This is a genomic window from Companilactobacillus tucceti DSM 20183 (assembly GCF_001434665.1).
In the GTDB taxonomy this organism is placed as follows: Bacteria; Bacillota; Bacilli; order Lactobacillales; family Lactobacillaceae; genus Companilactobacillus; species Companilactobacillus tucceti.
Map to the genome: position 1 here is coordinate 16,297 of NZ_AZDG01000024.1, position 22,241 is coordinate 38,537.

At 32.5% G+C, this 22,241-nt stretch carries 24 protein-coding genes, 1 tRNA gene and 1 pseudogene; 20 read left to right on the forward strand and 6 right to left on the reverse strand.

The genetic code is table 11. The features are described 5' to 3' along the window. Positions 1–55: 55 nt before the first annotated feature. From FC72_RS09455 to FC72_RS09500, 10 genes and pseudogenes are all read left to right on the forward strand, one after another. Positions 56–712 (forward strand): annotated as a pseudogene (locus FC72_RS09455) (DUF6198 family protein). A 203-nt stretch (positions 713–915) separates the two neighbouring features. Then, the gene (locus FC72_RS09460) at positions 916–1,626 is read left to right on the forward strand and encodes a gamma-glutamyl-gamma-aminobutyrate hydrolase family protein (RefSeq protein ID WP_057767132.1); all 711 of its coding nucleotides are present in this window, start codon (positions 916–918) and stop codon (positions 1,624–1,626) included. A gap of 18 nt (positions 1,627–1,644) precedes the next feature. Beyond that, entirely contained in the window at positions 1,645–2,934 is a 1,290-nt protein-coding gene (locus tag FC72_RS09465) for an APC family permease (protein ID WP_057767133.1), read from the forward strand. Between the two features lie 132 nt (positions 2,935–3,066). After that, positions 3,067–3,342, forward strand: coding sequence for a hypothetical protein (locus FC72_RS09470; protein ID WP_057767135.1), 276 nt, complete (start codon positions 3,067–3,069; stop codon positions 3,340–3,342). Between the two features lie 27 nt (positions 3,343–3,369). After that, a complete protein-coding gene (locus FC72_RS09475) occupies positions 3,370–3,645 on the forward strand; it encodes a hypothetical protein (protein WP_057767137.1) in 276 nt (91 codons plus the stop codon). Between the two features lie 137 nt (positions 3,646–3,782). Then, positions 3,783–4,019 (forward strand): bacteriocin immunity protein, encoded by a 237-nt coding sequence (locus FC72_RS09480; RefSeq protein ID WP_057767139.1) that lies wholly within the window; start codon positions 3,783–3,785, stop codon positions 4,017–4,019. Between the two features lie 277 nt (positions 4,020–4,296). Next, a complete protein-coding gene (locus FC72_RS09485; protein WP_057767141.1) occupies positions 4,297–4,659 on the forward strand; it encodes a hypothetical protein in 363 nt (120 codons plus the stop codon). 63 nt (positions 4,660–4,722) lie between these two features. Further along, a complete protein-coding gene (locus tag FC72_RS09490) occupies positions 4,723–5,307 on the forward strand; it encodes a sugar O-acetyltransferase (RefSeq protein ID WP_057767143.1) in 585 nt (194 codons plus the stop codon). A 10-nt stretch (positions 5,308–5,317) separates the two neighbouring features. Further along, positions 5,318–6,046, forward strand: a complete 729-nt coding sequence (locus tag FC72_RS09495; RefSeq protein ID WP_083480804.1) for a sulfite exporter TauE/SafE family protein — start codon at positions 5,318–5,320, stop codon at positions 6,044–6,046. A 24-nt stretch (positions 6,047–6,070) separates the two neighbouring features. Then, positions 6,071–6,850: a hypothetical protein gene (locus tag FC72_RS09500; protein ID WP_057767145.1), complete on the forward strand. Its 780-nt coding sequence runs from the start codon at positions 6,071–6,073 to the stop codon at positions 6,848–6,850. Positions 6,851–7,003: 153 nt separating this feature from the next. On the opposite strand, the gene FC72_RS09505 is transcribed toward FC72_RS09500, so the two are convergent. Then, positions 7,004–7,633 (reverse strand): HAD family hydrolase, encoded by a 630-nt coding sequence (locus FC72_RS09505; RefSeq protein ID WP_057767147.1) that lies wholly within the window; start codon positions 7,631–7,633, stop codon positions 7,004–7,006. Positions 7,634–8,029: 396 nt separating this feature from the next. On the opposite strand from FC72_RS09505, the gene FC72_RS09510 reads away from it, so the two are divergent. From FC72_RS09510 to FC72_RS09535, 6 genes are all read left to right on the forward strand, one after another. Next, positions 8,030–8,224 carry a hypothetical protein gene (locus tag FC72_RS09510; RefSeq protein WP_057767149.1) on the forward strand — a complete coding sequence of 65 codons (195 nt, stop codon included), beginning with the start codon at positions 8,030–8,032 and terminating at the stop codon, positions 8,222–8,224. 526 nt (positions 8,225–8,750) lie between these two features. Further along, positions 8,751–10,124, forward strand: coding sequence for a DUF2252 domain-containing protein (locus FC72_RS09515; RefSeq protein ID WP_057767151.1), 1,374 nt, complete (start codon positions 8,751–8,753; stop codon positions 10,122–10,124). Continuing rightward, positions 10,087–12,105, forward strand: a complete 2,019-nt coding sequence (gene ppk1 / locus FC72_RS09520) for a polyphosphate kinase 1 (protein ID WP_268871666.1) — start codon at positions 10,087–10,089, stop codon at positions 12,103–12,105. The genes FC72_RS09515 and ppk1 overlap by 38 nt, the downstream gene beginning before the upstream one ends. An 87-nt stretch (positions 12,106–12,192) precedes the next feature. Further along, on the forward strand, positions 12,193–12,681 hold the full coding sequence (locus FC72_RS09525; RefSeq protein WP_057767153.1) for a GNAT family N-acetyltransferase: 489 nt from the start codon (positions 12,193–12,195) through the stop codon (positions 12,679–12,681). A 72-nt stretch (positions 12,682–12,753) separates the two neighbouring features. Then, entirely contained in the window at positions 12,754–14,208 is a 1,455-nt protein-coding gene (locus FC72_RS09530; RefSeq protein WP_057767178.1) for an MFS transporter, read from the forward strand. Between the two features lie 16 nt (positions 14,209–14,224). Beyond that, complete coding sequence (locus FC72_RS09535; protein WP_057767156.1) at positions 14,225–15,157, forward strand: NADP-dependent oxidoreductase; 933 nt, start codon at positions 14,225–14,227, stop codon at positions 15,155–15,157. A gap of 74 nt (positions 15,158–15,231) precedes the next feature. On the opposite strand, the gene FC72_RS09540 is transcribed toward FC72_RS09535, so the two are convergent. From FC72_RS09540 to FC72_RS09550, 3 genes are all read right to left on the reverse strand, one after another. Further along, on the reverse strand, positions 15,232–15,945 hold the full coding sequence (locus FC72_RS09540; RefSeq protein WP_057767158.1) for an alpha/beta hydrolase: 714 nt from the start codon (positions 15,943–15,945) through the stop codon (positions 15,232–15,234). A 12-nt stretch (positions 15,946–15,957) separates the two neighbouring features. Next, the gene (locus tag FC72_RS09545; RefSeq protein ID WP_057767160.1) at positions 15,958–16,584 is read right to left on the reverse strand and encodes an NAD(P)-dependent oxidoreductase; all 627 of its coding nucleotides are present in this window, start codon (positions 16,582–16,584) and stop codon (positions 15,958–15,960) included. Between the two features lie 120 nt (positions 16,585–16,704). Beyond that, on the reverse strand, positions 16,705–17,265 hold the full coding sequence (locus FC72_RS09550) for a hypothetical protein (protein ID WP_057767162.1): 561 nt from the start codon (positions 17,263–17,265) through the stop codon (positions 16,705–16,707). 108 nt (positions 17,266–17,373) lie between these two features. Here FC72_RS09550 and FC72_RS09555 point away from each other — a divergent pair, with 108 nt between their 5' ends. Next, complete coding sequence (locus tag FC72_RS09555; RefSeq protein ID WP_057767164.1) at positions 17,374–17,793, forward strand: nucleoside 2-deoxyribosyltransferase; 420 nt, start codon at positions 17,374–17,376, stop codon at positions 17,791–17,793. Here FC72_RS09555 and FC72_RS09560 read toward each other — a convergent pair whose 3' ends face one another. Together FC72_RS09560 and FC72_RS09565 are read right to left on the reverse strand one after the other, a co-directional pair. After that, positions 17,794–18,429 carry a CPBP family intramembrane glutamic endopeptidase gene (locus FC72_RS09560; RefSeq protein WP_057767166.1) on the reverse strand — a complete coding sequence of 212 codons (636 nt, stop codon included), beginning with the start codon at positions 18,427–18,429 and terminating at the stop codon, positions 17,794–17,796. A gap of 247 nt (positions 18,430–18,676) precedes the next feature. Then, positions 18,677–18,748: transfer RNA gene (locus FC72_RS09565), tRNA-Gln, on the reverse strand. 124 nt (positions 18,749–18,872) lie between these two features. On the opposite strand from FC72_RS09565, the gene FC72_RS09570 reads away from it, so the two are divergent. Genes FC72_RS09570 through yjeM form a run of 3 tightly spaced genes read left to right on the forward strand, consistent with a single transcriptional unit; the run spans position 18,873 to position 22,182 of the window. Then, the gene (locus FC72_RS09570; protein ID WP_057767168.1) at positions 18,873–19,199 is read left to right on the forward strand and encodes a heavy metal-binding domain-containing protein; all 327 of its coding nucleotides are present in this window, start codon (positions 18,873–18,875) and stop codon (positions 19,197–19,199) included. A 9-nt stretch (positions 19,200–19,208) separates the two neighbouring features. After that, positions 19,209–20,639 (forward strand): C69 family dipeptidase, encoded by a 1,431-nt coding sequence (locus FC72_RS09575; protein ID WP_057767170.1) that lies wholly within the window; start codon positions 19,209–19,211, stop codon positions 20,637–20,639. A 37-nt stretch (positions 20,640–20,676) separates the two neighbouring features. Continuing rightward, the gene (gene yjeM / locus FC72_RS09580; RefSeq protein ID WP_057767172.1) at positions 20,677–22,182 is read left to right on the forward strand and encodes a glutamate/gamma-aminobutyrate family transporter YjeM; all 1,506 of its coding nucleotides are present in this window, start codon (positions 20,677–20,679) and stop codon (positions 22,180–22,182) included. The last annotated feature ends 59 nt before the right edge of the window (positions 22,183–22,241 follow it).

Sequence of the window (22,241 nt, forward strand, 5' to 3'; positions counted from 1 at the left end):
GTAGTATACTATTTAGTATTGATTTTTGTTTGGAGTGATATGTATTAAAAATACGATGCCGGTTCGGATAACCGGATTAATACTCGGTCTGATTTTAAATGCTTTTGGTAATGGCTTATGTATTTCGGCCGATATGGGAAGTGGAATTTGGACAGCGGCCGCAGTTAATTTAAATAAAATATTTGGTCTAAGTGTAGGTATGATTCTATGCATTATTGGTATATTAAATGCTTTAACCAATCAGTTTTTGATCAAAAGATTCGATGGTAAGAGGCTAGTTGGTGAAGTTTTGTATATTTTATTTTTTAGTTCATTTGTCGATATATTTACTAATATTTTGAACGCTTCGGGAATACCTAACTTTCCAATGTTTATTAGAGCTATCTTATCTTGTTTAGGGGTTGTTTTCTTTTGTGTTGCCATTTCTCTTTATTAAAGAGCTAATATTATTATGCATCCAAATGATGACACGACTAATATTCTGAGATTTTTCTATCTGAAGGGAAATTCTACAGCAGCTCAAGTAATTGATTTTGTACCGCCTACAATTGTTGTTATCATTGCTTTCTTTATGACAGGTAATATTTTTTCAGTTAACATTGCTACGTTATTTTCTATTCTATTTAATGGCGTTTTGATTGCTACAGCTGATAAATTGATTTGGCCTAGTTTGAAGCATAATTTTAAGGTTAAAAATATTGTAGAAAAATAGCACTGAAGTTATTAGTGATTAATTAAAGTATTTTCTAAAAGCTTTATAAGTCTAAATATATTCACACGTATGTGGATGTATTTAGACTTATTTTTTTGCTATTAACGTCTAATTTATAACTAATTATATTAGTAAAAGATTTGACTAACATTAAAAAAATGCTAATCTATTCACCATATTTATTGAGAAGAAGGGGTAGCAATATGAGTAAATTAATTGGCATTACAGCAGATGTATTTTTGGAGGCGACTTCTGTGATTAATCAAAAGCAGGCCGATTTTGTTCCACGTCCTGCGGTCAATGCAGTTTTAAATGCTGGCGGAGTACCAGTTAGTTTGCCTTACTTACCTGAAAGTAAAATTGATTTTTTGTTGGATAAATTGGATGGAATTATCTTTACAGGTGGACCCGATGTAGATCCAACTTTCATGGGGGAAGAACCGATTCCAGAGTTAGGTACGACAAATCGTAATCGTGATTTATTTGAAATTTCTTTAATTAAAAAAGCAGTAGAAAAGAAAATACCTATTTTAGGAATCTGTAGAGGTGCACAAGTAATCAATGTGGCTTTGGGTGGAACCGTTTATCAAGACTTAGGAGTTCAGTATGAAGGTAATACTTTAAAACATCATCAAAGTGCACCTGGAAATCAACCTACTCATCACGTTAAAGTTATTGATTCAGCTTTAAAAGATTCAGTAGGTGCTGAACCTTTTGTAAATTCAAGACACCATCAGGCAATTAAAAAAGCCGCACCAGGCTTAAAAGTTGTGGCAACAGCTTTGGACGGTGTTATCGAAGCGGTAGAAAACGAAAATGCTAGTGTTCAGGCTGTTCAATGGCATCCCGAAAATATGTGGGAAGAAGACGAACAGCAGCTCCAATTATTCAAAGATTATATCAACAGAATATAAAAATAAGGGGCGCTTATTATGGATAAAACTGTAACAAAAAACAAAATGGGTTTTTGGACAATATTATTATTTGGTATTAATGGAATTATTGGTTCAGGTATTTTCTTACTTCCTAATCAAGGGATGAAGCTATTTGGACCAGCCAGTTTAATAGTTTTAGTTTTTGATGCTTTATTGATTTTGACTATTGGTTTGTGTTTGGCTGAAGATGCAAGTTTGTTTGAAGAAACCGGTGGTCCATACGTATATGCTAAAGAGGCATTTGGAGATTTCGTTGGTTATGAAGTTGGCTTTATTACTTGGGCAATTAGAATCATTGCTGAAGGAACAATGTATGTTGGATTTGCTACAGCTTTAGCAGGCATTTTCCCTTCACTTGCAAGTACGTTGGCCAAAGATATTATTGTTACCATAATTGCTCTAGTTTTAATGATCATGAATATTTCAGGACTTAAGATAACTTCAATCGTTAACAACACCATTACTATTTCTAAATTAGTTCCATTAGTTATTTTTATTGCTGTTGGAATTTGGTTCATTAAAGGCGGTAATTTCACACCATTTTTACCTTCTAAAGTAGCTAATACAAGTTCATTTGCTTTAGCAGCAATGACAATGTTTTATGCATTTACAGGAGTTGAAGGAGCAGTTGTTGCCGCAGGAGAAATGAAGAATCCTGAAAAAAATTTACCACGCGCTTTAATTGTTATTTTATTGGTAGTTGCAGCATTTTATTTACTTATTCAAGCAGTTTGTATAGGTATTTTAGGAAGTTCCTTGGCAAGTAGCTTAACTCCAGTGCAAGATGCCTTTGGTAAAATTTTAGGTGGATTTGGTAAATATTTAATTGCTGCGGGAACATTGTTATCAATAGGTGGAATTTGTGTATCGTCATCTTTCATAACTCCTCGTTCAGGAGTGGCAATGGCAAATCATGGAATGATGCCTAAAGTTTTGAAAAGAAAAAATAAAGTAGGAGCACCTTATGTTGCTATAATCGTATCAGCCGTATTAGGTTGGGCAATTGCTTTATCAGGTACATTTGCAACTTTGGCTCAAATCAGTGCCGTTTCTAGATTTGCACAATATATTCCAGCATGTATTGCTGTAATGGTCTTTAGAAAAAATAAAAAGGATCGTCCTACAGGATTTAAGATACCTTTTGGTTGGTTTATACCGATCGTTGCGGTAATTGTCTCCCTTTGGTTGCTATTTAATACTGAAGCAACTAACTTGATTTGGGGCTTAGGAGCATTGATTATAGCAGTTCCATTCTATTTCATTACTAGAAAAAACTTCGTAGATTAATTTTATATGGTAAATTTTTAAATTAAATTAAGTAATAACTGGAAATGTAGACGCTTTCACTTTAAAGATGTATGATGGCTATAAATCAAAAATAATTTTATATAAATTATTGAGACTGGTAGGTGAAGGTCATTGGAGTATGAAGATCTAGCGGCATTGAAATCTGCTTTGTCGGGATTGTATAGTACTTTAGATATGTCTCGAAAATGCGATAAGATGGCGTCAGAAAAAATACGTGATACATATTTAAGACTGGATGATAGAAGTTTTTTGAATGGTGGTGCGATATCTTCTCTAAAGTACTCATTGAACCGATTGTCGGTTACCGAGGGATTACAATTTAGTCAAGAAGCAAATCAGTATATTCAAAAAATAAATGATAGTGTAGCAAGTTTAGAAATTAGGTAAAATCTATTAAAATAGGCGGTGTAATTTATGAAATTAAATGACAACTCGGAAGCTAAAAAGGTTTTATCAGAATTATATACGGATATGAATAATGCAGAAAATGTTGATACAGATGGTTATTGTAAGGAATTGATCTTATCCACATACAACTTATTGGATGAAAATTATTCTTTGACACATCTTTTTGGAAAATTAAAAGAAGATAAAAAAGTTTTGAAAGCTTTGGATGGTATGGGATCGGGAGAAGACTACATGCAAAAAATTGATTGGATGTCTCATAATCCTGGTTTCACAGTAGAGTAAGGTGCTTTGGCACCTTTTTTATTTGTCATTAAATGAAAAAATAATGAAAATTATTAATCAGTTTTCGTCCGATATGTTAATATGAAGTCCAATGCAGATGAATTGTTTTCTGTAAATTCATGGTAGAGGATAAAGTTATGGCTGAAACAGTATTAACAATAATTCATGAATTATTTAGTAGTTTAAATGAAAATAACTCAAGTGAGTTTAAGCAAGTGTTGATGAATACATATGTGCACCTTCAAAAAGGTGGTAATGAATCAAGTTTGATTGATCAGTTACTTTCATATGTACAAACAGGAGACAGTAAACTAACTGAAAATCAGATTGAAATGATTTCAAAGCTTAGAAAAATTGAAGGAATTAAAAATTAAATTTCATTTGGCATAAATAAATAGGAAGCCGTATTTTTTACAGCTTCCTATCTTTATTTGTGTTTTTTATGTCCGATCAAAGGTAATAAGAGAGCAATCAGTAAAAATATCCTTGGAATTTTTAATCTTCTATTAGGTATTTTCATTTAAAACTCCTTTACTAAAATAATATCAATTAAAGATAGTAATAATCAATTATAAAAATTTCGACATACTCATATTGAAAATCGTTTGTTACGATTAATTTGCAACATAAAATGATTTCAGGGAGAAAACAATGCAAGAGTCTGAATCAAATGAAGGTCGAATAGAAATACACGGTACACCTGAAGAAATTAAGGGTTGGAATTGGGGTGCTTTTGCTTTCAACATATGGTGGGGAATTGGTAATAAAAGTTATCTGCCATTATTATGTATTATTCCAATATTTAATTTTATTTGGATGTTCGTTTGTGGATTTAAAGGTAATGAGTGGGCTTGGAATAATGGAGATTACAAAGACGTTGAAACTTTTAAAGAAGTTCAAAAGACTTGGAATCTAGCGGGATTGGTTTATTTCATAATATCCATTGTAATTTGGTTATTCTTTTTAAGTATTGTATTAAATATTGCTAAGACTTTAAGTATGTATGGATTATAAGCATGAGGCCAATAAGGCCTCTTTTTTTATGATTTTGTTATCATATATTAATGAGGTGAAAAGATGAACATAAAAGAAATGATACAAAAGGATCGACCATATGTGATCAACTATCGAGACATGCCAATGGAATTACAAACGAAATCTAAAGAATTATGTTTCGAATACAATCAAACTAGGCCTACTGAAACTGATAAAAGGAAAAAGATAATTAAGGATTTATTTGCTGAATCCACTGATTTAACAATGATTGAACCTAGTTTTAGATGTGATTATGGTTTTAATATCCACAGTACGGGAATGGCCATAATCAATTATAATTGCTCAATTCTTGATACATCGCCAGTTTTCTTAGGCGATGGAATTTTTATTGCACCTGGTGTTTGTCTAGCTTGTGCAGGTCATCCTTTAGTTCCAGAACAACGCGCCTCCGGAATGGAAACGAGTGCACCAATTCATATAGAAGATAACGTTTGGCTTGGAGCTAATGTTACCGTGCTAGGCGGAGTTACTATTGGATCTGGTAGTGTTATTGGAGCTGGAAGTGTTGTCAATAAAGATATTCCGTCTGGAGTTGTGGCTGTAGGAGCACCATGCAAAGTTTTAAGAAAAATTACTGATGAGGATCGTATTTCGTCAACCATATAGGAGAAATTAAGTGACTTATTTTTTAGTAGTATTGATTGCTTTATTTGGAGCAATGATGAGAACCGTTTTTGGATTTGGTGAAGCTCTTGTAACGATGCCGCTATTAGCTTTAATCTCTTTTAATATTGAATCATCGACGGCATTGATTGGGGCATTGGGTTTAATTGTAGCAATACCCGTTGCTATAAAATACAAGGGTAATATGGACTTCGCAGTTTTAAAGAGGCTTATTATAGGATCTCTTTTAGGTATACCTATTGGTATATTGATCATCAAGTTGGGTTCTCCCAAAATAATAATGAAAACTTTGGGAGCTTTTATTTTAATTTATGGAATTTATAATTTATTTTTTCTTAATAAGAGAAGCCCACTAAATTTCAAAATGAGTGATAGATATGATTACTTAGCTGGAGTTATTTCGGGAATATTAGGTAGTTCGTTTAATAGTCATGGAGTGCCAGTGGTCGTATATGGAACGGCTAAAAAATGGGACGCCTACAAATTGAGAGGAATACTTCAAGGACATTTTGTCTGTGTAGGTGGAATAGTAGTTTTAAGCCAGATCTCTTCTGGAATGTGGAATATGGAAGTTGTTAAATTACTTTTAATAATCGTTCCTTTATTATTAGTAGTGATACCATTGGGGAATTGGATCTCTTCTAAAATAAATAGTTCTGATTTTGTAAAGTATGTTTATATTATCTTGATAATATTTGGAATGATCCTTTTGATAAAATAATAAATTAAAAAAGGGGAATCTTTTTTGGCAGATTATCTTAGATGGATATTGGGTGTTTTAGTGACCTTTACTTTAGTTCCGTATCTTACGGCCAGAGTCGTCTCGTGGATCGGTCATATAGCAAAAAAAACATTAGTGGATAATTTAGGTAATAGTAGTCAACTTGTCGTTGGTGGCTTAGGCGTAATGATCCATGAATTTGGTCATGCTTTTTTTGCTTTTATTTTTGGACACAAAGTTACAAAGGTACAACTCTTGAACATTCATTATCAAAACTCAGGTGCTTTAGGATCGGTTCAGCATTCGTGGAACGAGAATAATATTTACCAACGTTTAGGAAATTTTTTTATTGGTCTGGCACCTTATTATACTTGTTCAGTTGCACTCTACTTATTACAGAGATTTTTATTGAATGCTCAATTCAATTTCAGCAGTATTGGAGTTGAAGCAACGATTAATGCTAATAATTTAGTGGAATCGGTATTGAATAATTTAAAGACAGCATTTGCTAATGGAACTTGGTCAATGATATTAATTTATCTAGTATTAACAATTATGATTGCCAGTACGGGGTATGATTTGAGTGATGCGGATTTTAGTACAGTACATAAAGGTATTATTCCTTGGATAATCGTACAATTTATTATCGGAAATGTTTTTATAATTATTGGAAAAATAGATGTTTTAAATGGTTATTTACTTTACTTCACATCTTTTTCTATTTTGTTTATGGTTCACGCTATTATTAGTATGATATTAGCGATAATTGTAATTAAAGTATTGGGGATCTTTGATATATTTTAAAAAAATAAAAGCCGCCAGATCGGGGAGTCTGGTGGCTTTTTAGTTGAGTTATAAAAATCAACGGGGGGTTGATACAAACAGTTGGGGGATGTTTGTATCTAATATGTATTCTGTCAGCTTTAGAAATTTATTGCTAGATTTTTGCTCAAAAAATTATAAAATTATTTTCATTAAAGAATCCGGAGATTTTAGCTTATATTCAGCCTGTTCAAACTCAGGGTTATTTTTGGCTCCCCATGTTGCCAATGCGAATGGAAGGTTTGCTCCATGTGCGCAACGCATATCATAGATGGAATCACCGATATAAATAGAATTATCTGGTTTAGCATCAAGTAGATCCAAAGCTTTTAAAATTGGATCTGGATTAGGCTTGTGTTTCTTTGTGTCAGAAGCCGTTACGAAAATGTCGAAATACTTATTTAAATTGAATCTTTCAAAGTCGTTTTTTAATTCTTGATGGGTTTTAGAAGTTATTATTCCCAAATTTAAGTTGTCTTTATTTAAGTTACTTAATAGTTCTTCCATGCCATCAAAAACCGTTGAATAGTTTGAATATTGGGCAATTAAAATACGCCATTTTTCTAATAGGTCATTTAAATCATTTTCGTCGTCAGCAAATCGTCTCATCCCATCTTCACCTGGGATTCCAAGAATATAATATAGATCCTCATCTTTAACGGATAAACCCTTTTCCTGTAAAAGCAAAGCTTGGAAAGATTTGATAATAGTATATTCTGTGTCAGTTATTGTTCCGTCAATATCGAAGAGAATGTTTTTTAGCATAGTTATACTCCTTAAATTAGTTATACATATGATTATATCATCATTAATTTTGTCAGTTTCACTAAACAATAGTAGGTAAGAAGATATGAAAACAGAGACGCTTTTATATCTTCTTTTTTAGTATTGAAATATTAAAAAACATTTTTGATATTGTGAATTAAAATCGATATACTTTGTTATTGCAAGCGCTTACTTATTTAGTTAATAAGTGTCTTTTATTCTTAAGTAGTAACTAAAGGAGTGAACAAAGTAATTTACATTAAATTTAGATCATCAAAGCAAGTAAAACTATTCAACTAAAAGAATGCGTCAGGGCATGTCACTTGAAGTGGAAAAGTAGAATTAAATAAAAAAGTATATCTGGAGAGTACACAATAATAGGAACATTTACTAATAATGAATATCGACATATTAGATTGGAAAATTTTAATTTTCATATTGATAATAACTTATTACAAAAAGTTGAAGTCTGATGTCGATGGAGCAAATGATTCAATGAAATTTGCATCTAAATTGGGGAGTTATGGTAATAAAAAAATTAATTCAACTGATTCACCAGAAGACGCTCATAATTATATAGTTTCAATCTAACAGCCATTATTTATAGATTATGCTTATGATAAGTTAATAATTAATATAAAAAATATTTCGTTTGGCAATGTGTCAATTATAACTGATGGAGAACTATTGAACAGAGTCAAAATTAATGATAAATCTAAGACAGTGGTTTTTATTGATAACCATAGAAGAAAAAGAACAAACACAATTTATTTGTTTGTCAAAAAGTGATTTTAAGTACGAAAGGAATGGTGCAACACTGCCAGTTTTATTGTATTAATACAACAACGACGGTGCTTTAGCATTGTTAATAAATACAAGTGTGTTCATTTTGGATAAAGATCTGAAAAGATATAATCCAACAAAGAATGGAGTCAATTTCATGAAAAAAGAATATTGATGGTTGATGTATGTTAATGAAATTGGTGAAAATATGATAGAAGTTAAGAAAGATCATACTATGCTTTATTGGATAGTAATGAATGCATTATAAAAGGTCCCCCATTATCTCCTTATTTAGTAGAAGGTTAAGGTATAATACCTTTAGGGAGATGATGGCATGAATCAAACACCATATACTTTTCAGGATACTGATGCTTTTAAAAGTACAGAACAGTTGATTATCAAGGGGCGATATTTTGCTACGATGGTTTCAGATGATTTTAATACATTTGAACCAAAAAAAAGGAATATTCATAAGATTTTGAATATTAAAAACAAGCTACTTGTACCGGAATTATTAGCGGTCAAAAGAGAACGGATGTCTAAATCATTATTTGCATTTTTTAGAGGGACAGCTGATGTAATGCATTATGATTTAGCAAGTCATTCAGATAGCGCAATCAAAGTTTTGATCGGTGGGGATGCTCATTTAGGAAACTTTGGTTTTTATGGTTCTTCTGAAGGGCAATTACTATTTGATATGAACGATTTTGATGAAGCGCATTTAGGTTATTGGGAATATGATCTCAAGCGATTTTTGGTCAGTGCACTCTTAGTTGCACGGTCACATTCTTTTGAAGAAACTGATATTCAAGAATTTCTCTTAGGTGTAGTTCATACGTATTTTGATACGTTAAAACATATGACTAAGATTTCAGAAATGAAGCGTTTCATTTTACCTAACACGTTGCAAAATATTACCGAAATTTTTGGTAATTTAAAGGATAATGAGGAATATTTTCAAAATTCATTTGAAAAAATGATTACTAAAAGTATCAAGAAGGCTCAAAGAAGCAATTCTAAGTTAGTGATCGAAAAATATACCATTTTGAATGAAAAAGGCGAAAGAAGATTCGAAGAAAACAAGCCAGTTACACAGCATATTACTAAAGAAGATTTTGATTCTTTGGTTAAGGGTTACAATGAATATAAAGAAAAGCAAAAAAGTGACGTTAGGCTATTTCTTGAAGATTTCAATATTATAGATGTTGTTAGACATAGCGTTGGTGTAGGTAGTGTAGGTACTTTATGTTATCTGATATTGTTACAAGATTTGGATAAAAACTACTTAGTTTTACAAGCTAAACAGGCCTTGCCAATTTACAATGTTGAAGGTTTATATTCCGATAAAAAAGTAAGTCAGGGACAAAATATTGTCGATAGTCAACTTATTTTACAAAGTGCTTCGGACCCGTTTTTAGGAGCTTTTGATACTGACAAATACAGCTTTTATATGCGTCAGTTTAAGGATATGAAATCTTCGATCAATTTAGATAAACTAGATTATGCTTCTTTTGAAGATTATGTAACAGTGTGTGTGATTCTGCTTGCCAGAGCTCACTCTCATTCACCAAATTATCCATTAATTATAGGATTTGGTGCTGAGTATCAAGATCTGGATAATTCTTTGATGAATTTTGCCAACAGCTATGCAAAGCAAGTTGAGTATGATTATGATTCATTTAAGAAGGAACTGGAAAATAAAAACTAAATATTATAATAGGGATTTAAGCTGGTTGTTATTCGATAATAGAGTGATCGACCAAGCTTATAACAAAAAAGTTCCACTACTTGAAAAACTGCGCTTTTTGTCGATTGCGTCAAATAACTTAGATGAGTTTTTTCGCGTAAGAATGCACAATGTTTACAGTATGATAGCTCGTAAAAAACGTGATCGAAGAACAGGTTTAGACGGGGTGGATCTATTAAGTTTTATTTATGACTTCAATTCACGAAATATTTCTAAACAATATCAAGCACTTGGTATTGTCTTAGATGATATTAATGAACGGGGGATTTTTAAGCTTTCGTATTTTTCTGACGTTAGTGATAAAGAAAAAGAATATCTAAGGTCTTACTATTCAAAAAATATTTCTAAAAAAATCAAAGTTGTAGAATTTAGTCTAGCTAAAAAGTCACATAGTAACTTAAATATTTTATTGCGGTCTAAAGATCAAATATTTACAGCTGAGATTCCAGATGACTTGGATAGGTTAGTAGAGACCAATGTTCCTAATCACTTTGTTTTGTTGGAAGACTTAATAATTAATAGTGCAGAAGATCATTTTAAGAAAAATAAGATTGTTAATAGTTATATCTATCGTTTAACTTTTGATAAAAATAAACGATATGACTTTTTAGATAAAAGTTTAAGTGATGATGAGTATCTTGATAACATGACAGACTATTTGACCAATAATGGGCATAGGAAAGTAACTAGAGTCGAATTTGTTAGTCATGATGATCCTAAAGATCGTGTATTCTTCAGTTCACTTTTTGGTATTAGTAAGAAGAGCGTCTATGAAATTTGTGGTCCTTTAGATTTAAGAGTGTTAGATAAACTCTTTAAAAAATATCGTGATAATCCAAAATTGGTCTTTGCTCCATTTACAGGACTAACTTGGCGTGATTCAAAAGATATTTTGAATTATTTAGATAGTAAATCGTTATTTGTAAATTATCCGTATGATTCATTTGACATTTTTTTGAAATTTTTAAAGGCTGCTGTACATAGTGAAAAAACTACTGCGATTAAGATGTCGATATATCGTACTGAAAAAAATTCGCATGTAGTTAGCCTATTAAAAGAGGCTGCCAATAAAGGGATTAAGGTCACAGTCATTGTTGAGTTAAGAGCTCGTTTTGATGAGCAACATAATTTGATTGTTGCTGATGAGTTAGAAAAAGCAGGCTGTAAAATTTTATACGGAGATCGAGTAAATAAGGTTCATGCTAAAATTTGCTTGGTTGAACAAGGTAAAACGGGTTACGTACAGATAGGTACTGGTAATTATAATGCAATTACTTCGAAAGTTTTCTCTGACGTTAGCTTCTTTACTAGTAACATACAGTACGTTAATGATGCTAAATTATTTTTTGAAATAGTGGCTGGGAAAAATGTTGACGACTTTAAGTTGTTGTCAACATCACCAAATGGTATAAAGCAATTGGTCCTCCACAAAATCAGAAAAGCTACAAGGAATTATCTTCGTACAGGTAAAGGGGAGGTATTCCTTAAAGTTAACGGATTAACCGATATTGATATTATTAATGGTATATATGGTGCTGCGCGTTTGGGGCTACCCTTTAGAATTATCGTGCGTGGTTCATGTTCACTTAAATTAGGACTATGTGGCGAAAAAGAAAATATCATCGTCAAAAGTATTGTTGGTGAACTTTTGGAACACAGTAGAATTTACAAATTTGATTATGGTAATGGAGATGACGAAATTTGGATCTCATCAGCCGATTTGATGACCAGAAATCTTGATCGTCGTGTTGAAATTGCCGCTCCAATCGTTGAAGAACCATCAAAAAAGGTTCTAAGAAAAATGATTAAATTGTATATGAAAGATTCTGCTAACTCTTACTATCTTAATGAAGATGGTGAATATATTAAGACCAATAAGTTTTGGAATATTTCAGCTCAACAAACTTGGTTGAGACAAATTAAATGGAAAAAATATGTTTAATAAAAACACTACTGAAAATAATTATTCGGTAGTGTTTTTGTTTGGGTTATTATGGAACAATACAGTATCAAGCTAGGGGGGATTTTTATGAAGTTTACTTTGGCTTCTTTAAATGATTTGGATGAAATCATGAATATAGAAAGACAAGGTTTTAATGCTGCTGAGGCGGGAAGTATCAAATCATATCGCGACAGAATAGTGAAATTGCATGATACGTTTTTGACAGTTAGAAATGATTTGAATAAAGTAATAGGATTTGTTGTTGGACCAGCAGTTAATGAACGATTTATAAAAAATGACATGTATGAAACTACTCCAAATAATTTGTCTAAAGGAGGTCACCAATTAGTTTTTACGATTGCTATTGATCCAGATTATCGTGGACAAGGTATCGGCAGCAAATTGTTGAGTGAATTTGAGAAAATAGCACGTAAAGATAATAGAGAAAGTATAGCTCTGACTTGTTTAAAGAATAGAATTACTTTTTATGAAAAAAATGGATTTACCAATCTTGGTGTTGCCGATTCAAATCATGGTGATGAAGTTTGGTATAACATGGAAAAAATTATCGAATAAATATTCTATTGATTTATTTTTGATGGGGGACTTAGGTTGAAAAAGGATAGACGAAATTTAGTGGCAATTGCAATGTTGTTATCGAATATGATGACGGGAATGGATGCAACAATTATAAATACGGCATTGCCAGCAATTACAAGTGAATTAGAAGGATTAGAATACATGGGTTGGATAGTTGCTACATATTTATTAGGATTAGCTGTTTCCACACCTTTATGGAGTAAATTTGGAGAACATCAAGGCAATAAGAAAGCTTATATTTATGCGACGATTATATTTGCTATTGGAGCTATTTTTCAGGGAATGGCCTCTAATATTCAGTGGTTCATAATTGCGAGAGTGATAATGGGGATTGGTGGTGGAGGAATGAATACAATTCCGTTTATTGCGTTTGCTGATATGTATGAAGACTTAACCAAAAGGTCGCAAATTATAGGATTATCGGCAGCCCTCTTTAGTATTGCTTCAATTATTGGTCCACTTGTTGGTGGATGGATCATCGATACATTAACGTGGCGCTTAGTATTTTATTTGAACGTTCCAGTAGCGTTATTATCAATTACTGTTTTAACGATATTTTATGAAGATACTAAACGCAACGCTTCTGGTAAAAGTGTTGATTATAAAGGTGCAATATTACTTGTTGTAAGTTTGATTTTGATTCTTACCGGTATTCAAAGAATTGGTAAATCCTCCACAGCATTGGTGATTTTATTATTGATTTTAGGCATAATTACAATTTTATGTTTGATAGATGTTGATAAAAAGGCAGAAGATCCTATTATACCTAGTAGACTTTTTAGTAATAAAGATCTGATGATCGATTATGGATTGTTTATTATCATTTGGGGGTCATTTGTTGCTATTACTACGTATCTTCCTGTTTGGGCGCAAGGAGTATTGGGTGTCAGTGCTTTAATCGGTGGGATGACGCAAATTCCAGGTGCAATAACTAATATTATTGGTTCAGGGTCGGTATCCTTTTTTCAAAGTAAATCGAATAAATATTTAATCGTGTCTGTAGGGATAGTTTCAATTTTATTATCATTCATTTGTATTATTATGTCTGGTCAAAATACACCATTTTGGTTGCTTTTAGCAGCAGGTGGCTTTGAAGGATTTGGATCAGGTGTTATCTATAATGTTTTACTAGTGAATGTCCAAGCTGATGCAGAAAAAAGAGATATTCCTACAGCAACTTCTTTGGCATATTTATTAAGAGTTATTAGTCAAACGTTGATGTCATCTATTTATGGAATAATTTTGAATCACGCATTGATGAATGGAATCAAAAAATCGCACAATACTATTACAATGAATATGTTGACAAAATTGAATAGCGCTAGATCTGCTAAAGAATTGCCACAGACATTATTGCCATCAATGAGAAAAATATTATACACTGGCTATCAAAACATCATGTTGACTGGATTGACTCTTATTATTATTTCGATGGTAGTTATTATATGTATGCTTGTGCATTATCATAGACATAATTATGGTGAAAAGGTTAAATTGGAATAAAGGGGGATGATATTGTATGCAAACAAAGGCAGTTGTTATTGAAAGTTATGGAGATAGTAGTAAGTTTGAAGATCAAATGGTTGAAATACCAGATTTGAAACCTAAGCAAATATTAATAAAGGTATCTGGAAGTTCAGTTGCACCATTTGATATTGCTGTTCGAAGTGGTGTCTTTAAAAATGATTTTAAATTAGAGATGCCTGCCATAACTGGAACTGATGTAGTTGGTAAAGTGGTTGATAAAGGTTCAGAAGTTAGTAAGTTTGAAGTTGGTGATTTAGTTTGTGGAATGGTAGGTGTTAAAGGCTTTGGAGCCTATTCTGAATACGCTATTTTAGGACAGAGTAAAGCTGCCAAGGTTTTTGAGAATATTCCTATAGAAGTGGCTGCTTCGTTACCAATGACTGCGATACCTGCATATAATTCCTTATTTGATTTAGGACACTTAAAGGCCGGAGAAAAAGTTTTGATCCATGGTGGAGCTGGCGGTGTTGGTTCAATGGCCATCCAACTGGCTAAAAACATTGGTGCAAAAATTTATACTACTGCGGGTTCTAATGAAGAACAATTAAAGAAATTTGGTGCAACAAGAGTTATTAACTACCATGATGAAAGATTTGAGGAAGAATTATCAAATATTGATTTAGTTATAGATACTGTAGGTCATTTTACTTATAAACATAGTTTTGAGGTTTTAAGAAGTGGTGGTCGCTTAGTATCGTTGGTAGAAGAACCAGATGATAAATTAGCAACTAAATATAAAGTCAGTGCAATGTACTTAAGTGGAAAGTTTGATAATCCTTTAGATAAGGTAATTAAGTTAGTATCAGATGGTAAGGTTAAAATAAATGTTCAACAAACATTTCCTCTAACAGCTGATGGAGTTAGGGAAGCTCAGGACTACTATGAAGATAATCATGTATTTGGTAAGGTAGTTTTGTTGAAATAATAAAATACTATTTAATATAAATACCCCAGCAATCCAGTTTAGATTGCTGGGGTATTTGAGTTAAGTGAATTTCTTCATTCGATTTTTGAATTTAGCCACTTGATCAATAGGCTGGCTACAACTTTTTGTTGATCAGAATTTTTAATGCTGGCTTTATTATCACCTTTTTGCTTACCATAGCTACCAAATCCGGCGTGATTACCGCCATTTATTACTAAATATTTAGTAGAAGGTGGTAGTAATTTTTTGGCTTTTTTATAGTTCTTTTTATTAAGTATACCATCTTGGCTGGCTGTAATTGATAAAACGGGTACTTTAAAATGTCTTAAATTGGTCTGTTTTTCTGGATAACTGGCTAAGAAGAATATACCACGTAATTCTTTCTTGTTTTTTACGGCATACCTAGCAGCCATCGTTCCACCAAGTGAATGACCACCAATTATATACGGCTTGTTAGATTGAACTTTTGAAGCCGCATTTGCATTCATAACTGCTAAATCAAGGGGAAAGCGGACGATGTAAACGGAATAACCTGCTTTAGAAACTTCATTAGCCCAGATACTATAACTTTTTGGTTCTACTAAAGCACCTGGATAAAAAATAACTGCGGGCCGAGTGTCATCACCCTGAAATTTAATACTATTGTCGACCGTAGTAGCTGGTATAGCAGCATTCATAGCTGCATTCGAGGGTTGATATTCTTTATTTTTTATAACAAAGTAAGTGGAAGTTACTATTACAAAGATAACTAATACAATAGCAATTAACCACTTAATAAATTTCTTCATATTATCTCCTTGTTAATCAGTAATTATGGGATTACGGTGTATCCATTTATCATCATGTGCAGCATTACATAAGAAGTCTGCAACATCACTACGACTTATCATAGGTAATCCGTGCATTTTAATATGATCATCGACTTTATATTTTCCTCTTGCTTGTCCATTCGTTAAAGTTGAAGGATAAACAATCGTCCAATTTAGTTTACTTGCGTGGATAATTTGTTCAGATGCTTTCTTATTATCGTAGATGTTTCTTAAAAACGTTTTGTAGGCAATCTTTTGAGTAGCAGAGGCGTCTTTAAAAGTTTCACCTACACCAAAAGATGATAACCAAACTAAACGTGGGACCGCTGTATGATTACAGGAGTTTACTATTGAGACAGCAGCTCTAGTAAATAAATTGTGTGCATGAATCGATCCACCACGACCTAAAGTTGAAATGACGGCATCTTGTCCGATCATAGCTTTTTCTAGTTCAGCAGTCAGTATTGCGTCTCCAGTTATGATATTAATTTTATCTTTGATGTCATTCAAAGATTCGGTGTGTCTAGCAAAAGCGGTAACAGTATCACCCAATTTTAGTGCTGATTCAATTGTTCTTCTGCCAGTCAAACCGGTTGCACCAATAATTAAAATTTTCATTTGGTTCGCCTTTTCTCTAATAATTTGATGGAAACCTATTACTCACATTTTATTTTTTTGCGGACTGATAAGCAACTAAATGTAGTTAAAAATAAAAAACAACCAATCAATTAGTTGTTTTTAATATTCCGCGTCATAATTTTGGTCAGATTGATCATCAGTGTGATTTTCCCATTGCGTACCCTTATCAGTCATATTGCCATTGTGGTCCATTAATCCTCGATCCATCATACTTTCAGTTTGTTTTTCACCGAAAGTTTCCATGTATTCCGGAGTGCTTTTTAATGCGTCGTATGCTGACATTCCATCGTGTTCTGATTTGTATGCGGCTGGTGACATTCCATATTTATTGATAAATCCTGTTAAAGTATTTTCATCATAAGAAATATTGCTATTTTGTTGATTAGAATTAGGTGGCTGTTGAGTTGCTTGTTGTATAGGCTGATTGTTTTGTTGCAGATTAGTTGTTGGTTGTTTTGTATTAGAAGAGTCGGTGTTTTGTTTTTCAGGAGTTTTCTTTTTCGTCACCTTTTTTTGTTTCTTCTTATGCGTATTCTTCTTTTTAGTTACCTTAGTCGTGTCGCTTTTATGAGTTTGTGAAGACTGTTTATTGTTGTTGGAACATGCCGTTAGTGATAGGACGGTTATTAATAGCAATCCACAGTTAATTATTTTTTTCATAGTTACCCCCATAACATATGTTTTCTATATATAGAATAAATTATCGAAATAGGAATGTAAATTGCTATATAATTTATTTAAATTTATTTGGACTGAGAGGTTTTATATTTGAAAATATATTTTGCTGGTTCAATTCGTGGTGGTAGAAGCGATGTTGATATTTATAAAAAGATAATTGATCATTTGAATAAAAATAATAAGGTTTTAACAGAACACGTTGGTGATTATAACCTGTCTATTGAAGGTCAAAAACAATTATATAATGGCTATATTCGAAATAGGGATATAGATTGGTTAAAAGAAAGTGATTTAGTCGTTGCGGAAACAAGTAGTCCTAGCCTAGGAGTGGGATATGAGCTAGCTTATGCTGAAAGAATTGGAAAACCAGTCATTATTTTGCATAATAAAAATAAGAGTCAACTATCTGCAATGATAGAAGGCTCTAGTTATTTTAAAGATATCAATTACTATAAAACGATTGAAGAAGCTATTGAAATACTAGACAAGAAGATTTCAAGACAATGTTAATTATAGAATAACCATAGCAACAGAAATTAGGTTGTTTAAAAAGTGGAGAAAAATATTGTATTTAATATCCCCAAATCTTATATAGGCCAGTGCTAAAATAACACCCATTAAAATATATGGAATGATAGACAGATCAAAACTTTGCACGTGCGCTAGACCGAAAACAATAGAGGTAGTTAGAACGTACCAGAAAGATGTTTTTATATCCGTTATTTTAGGGAAGAATAACTTGGCAAACAAACCACGAAAGATAATTTCCTCAACTATTGGTGCTAAAAATACAGTGGTAATAACAGTATTTATTAAATTGTTATGAAGTTGATCTAATATGACTTTTTGATTGCCAGATTCTGGGAAAAGACTATCTAAATTACCTGCAGCAATTATTGCAACGATGAATATAGATAGTTCTATATAGGTTCTTTTAGTTACATTTGTTTGGAGAGAGAAATCTTTAGTAAAGTAGGTCCATAATTTGTAAATTAAAAATCCAAAAATGATTAAACCAAATATTGTTAATATCATATAATCAAACTTACTTTTAATTACGGTATCTATGATGAATGGGATCGTACACAGTTGATAAATAAACAGGAAAAAAATGATAATAAAGCTTTTTCCAATAATATTTTTCATGTTGCCACCTTCTTAGTGGTTATATTTTTAAGGAAGTTATACAACTTATTTTATTATTGGTGGTAGTTTTAAGCCTTGTTAGGTAGGTACTAAAATAAAAAAACGTTAGTCATTTTGACTAACGTTTAATTAGGTCCCCACAGACTAATTATTTTTATTTTGACTATCTATGTTTGAATTTATAAAAATCAAGAATGTTTTTAAATCAGCTTTTTGAGCCTCATTGAATCTAATTGAACTACATCGATTGGGCAAGTAGGGTTCGAACCTACAAATTACGGATTCAGAGTCCGTGGCCTTACCGTTTGGCGATTGCCCATTAACATTAAAATTTTATAAAAAGATTGTCTTTGTGTCAAGTTAAAAATATGCGCAACTTATCATTATTAATGTGTTATCTTATATATCAGGAGTGATCGATAAATATATTGTGAGGTGAACAAATGGATAAAAGTAAGATTTTAGTAAGCACAACAGAAAATATACCTGGTGTTGAATATGAAATCATTGGCGAAGTTTTTGGTATTACTACTCAATCTAAAAATGTTGTTAAAAACATTGGTGCTGGTTTGAAGAACTTGGTCGGTGGTGAAATCAAAGCTTATACAGAGTTACTATCTGAGGCTCGTGACATTGCAATTGATCGTATGCGTAATAACGCTGTTGAAATGGGTGCAGATGCAGTGGTAATGATGAGATTTGATTCAGATTCTATTAGTCAAGATATGGAAACGGTAGCTGCATATGGTACCGCCGTAAAATTTAAGTAAGGTGAAATTATGTCTTTAGAATATAACAGGAATACTTTGTCTGCTTGTACAAGTATTTTAATTGGAAAAAAAGCAACAATTGATGGCTCAACAATTGTGGGTCGTAATGAAGATTCACAAGCATCGTGGCCTAAGCATTTTGTTGTGCATGAACATACTGAGTTTCCCGAGGCTCAAAAGTTCATTTCTAAAGCTAATGGCTTCCAAATGGATCTTCCTAAGGTTAGCTACAAATACACAGCGACACCTGAATGGACTTTTAAAGAAGGTTTGTTTGAAGAAGACGGCTTTAATGAATACGGTGTAGCAATGAGTGCGACCGAGAGTGCTTATTCGAATCAACAAGTTTTAGGTGCCGATCCATTAGTTGAAGATGGAATTGGTGAAGAAGCAATGATCACAGTTGTCTTACCATATATCAAGACTGCTAGAGAAGGCGTGTTACGTCTTGGTGAAATAATTGAAAAATATGGTACGTGTGAGACAAACGGAATTATTTTCTCAGATAAAAATGAGGTTTGGTATTTTGAAAATGGATCAGGTCATTATTGGGTAGCTCAACGTATTCCTGATGATAGCTACGCAGTTGTAGCAAATCAATTGGCCATTCAAGAAATAGATTTCAATAATCGTAATGACTTTATTTATCGAGAAGATATAATCGAGTTTGTTAATGACAACAATTTAAATCCTGAAAAAAAGGGATTTAACTTTAGAAAAATATTTGGTACACATGACGAATCGGATGAGGTCTACAATACTCCGCGTGTTTGGTGGGGACAGCAATTTCTTTCTGGAAGGTCTGAGGAGAGTCCGGAAAGTGAAGAGCTATCGTTTATAAAACATGCTGACAGATTACTTAGTGTTGATGATGCGCAAGATTATTTATCTTCTCATTATCAAAAAACTGAGTTTGATCCTCTGAAAAAGGGAACTAACAGTAAAAAATATCGTCCTGTAAGTCTTGCTAAGACACAAGAATCACATGTCTTACAAATTAGACCTGATATGGATACTGATATTGCATGTATTCACTGGTTAGCTATGGGAGTATCATCTCAAAGCGTATATGTACCTTTTTATTTAGGTATGACAGATACACCAGATGAATATAAGATCGGTGAGTTACCTTACGATAGTAAGTCAGCTTATTGGACTTATAAATTGGCCGGTGTATTGTTAGATTCTCATTACGCTGAATTTGGAAAGATGTATCAAGAAAAACAAAAGAATATCAATATTACTTTACGTAAAATGTTACGTGATTTTGATATGAAAGCTTTGAGCAAGGATACTGAAGAATTACCACAATTTTTGACAGATGCATCATTCCAACTATCTAAGACGGCTTTGGATGGTTATAAAGAATTGATTGCACGCTTAATTACGGACTCGACTGATTTTTCACCCTTAAACTTCAAGCATGATAGCAATTTATAATTGCACATTGAAAATTTAATAAGGGGATTTTTTTACTATGAATGATGGTAGTTCGACAAAAAAGACCATTACATTATTTGCGTTAATAATGATGATCTTTACGTCGGTTTATGGATTTGCTAATACCACAGTGGCTTATGAACAAATGGGTCTAGCAAGTATTATTTGGTATATTTTTGCGGCTATTTTCTTTTTCCTACCTGTAGGATTTATGATGGCCGAATATGGTTCTGCTTTTAATGAATCACAAGGTGGAATTTATTCTTGGATAGAAGGAGCAGTTGGACCTCGTTTTGCTTTTACTGGTACGTTCATTTGGCTTGCTTCTTGGGAAGTTTGGCTAGTTTCAACTTCATCTAAAGTGTGGATTCCATTATCTACTTTTTTTGCGGGACATGATGTAACACAAACTTGGCACTTATTTGGTTTAAACTCTAATCAAGTTATTGGAATTTTGGCTGTATTTTGGATTTTGGTGATTACTTATACTGCTACTAAAGGTGTCGATAAGATTTCAAAAATTTCATCTTTTGGTGGAACAATGATGATCGTATTGAATGTCTTATTTTTAGTTCTAAGTATTAGTATGATTTTTCTTTCAGGGTTCCATACAGCTGAACCAATACATGGTTTCAGTACTTTTATACACTCAGCAAATCCAGCTTTTGCTTCACCAGTTGGTATGGTTTCATTCGTTGTCTATGCTATCTTTGCATACGGTGGTATGGAGTCAATGGGTGGTGTTACAGACAGTATGAAAAATCCTAAACGTGATTTTCCACGTGGTGTATTGATTTCTGCTGTAGTAATTGCTGTACTTTATTCTTTGACTATTCTTTTATGGGGTGTCAGCACTAATTGGCATGCAATTATTGGTAAAGACGGTGTTAATCTGGGTAATATTACTTACGTTATGATGAGTAATTTAGGATATACCTTTGGTCAACACATTGGACTTAGCCATGCTGCTGCCATTACAGTTGGTGAGTGGATGGCTCGATTCACTGGACTAGATATGTTTATCTTGTATCTGGGTTCATTCTTTGTTTTGATCTATTCACCAATTAAATCTTTTGTTCTAGGAACACCTAAAGATTTTTGGCCAGAACGTATAACAAGAGTAAACAAACATGGAATGCCATCTAATGCAATGTGGGTTCAAGCCATATTTGTTGCTGTTGTTATTATTTTAGTTGATTTTGGCGGTAGAAACGCTAAAGCACTATATAATGTTTTAACATTGATGGCTAATGTTTCAGCTACTGTGCCATATATATTCTTGGTTGGTGCATATCCATTTTTCAATTTGAATGACAAAATTGAAAAGCCTTATTCTTTCTACAAGAATAAAACTTGGATGTGGATCACTACAGTTGGGGTATTGTTTGTTATTACTTTTGCGGTAATCTTTACTTTGATCGAACCAATTCTAGAACACGCTTATATGGATGCATTCTGGACCATTATTGGACCAGTATTGTTTGGTATTATTGCATTGATACTTTATGGTAGATATTCACATAAAAAGAAAAATACTATTTAAATTAAAGAGGCTGTGACAAAAGTCCTAAGAAAAAAGATCAGAACGTGGAAATCGTAAGA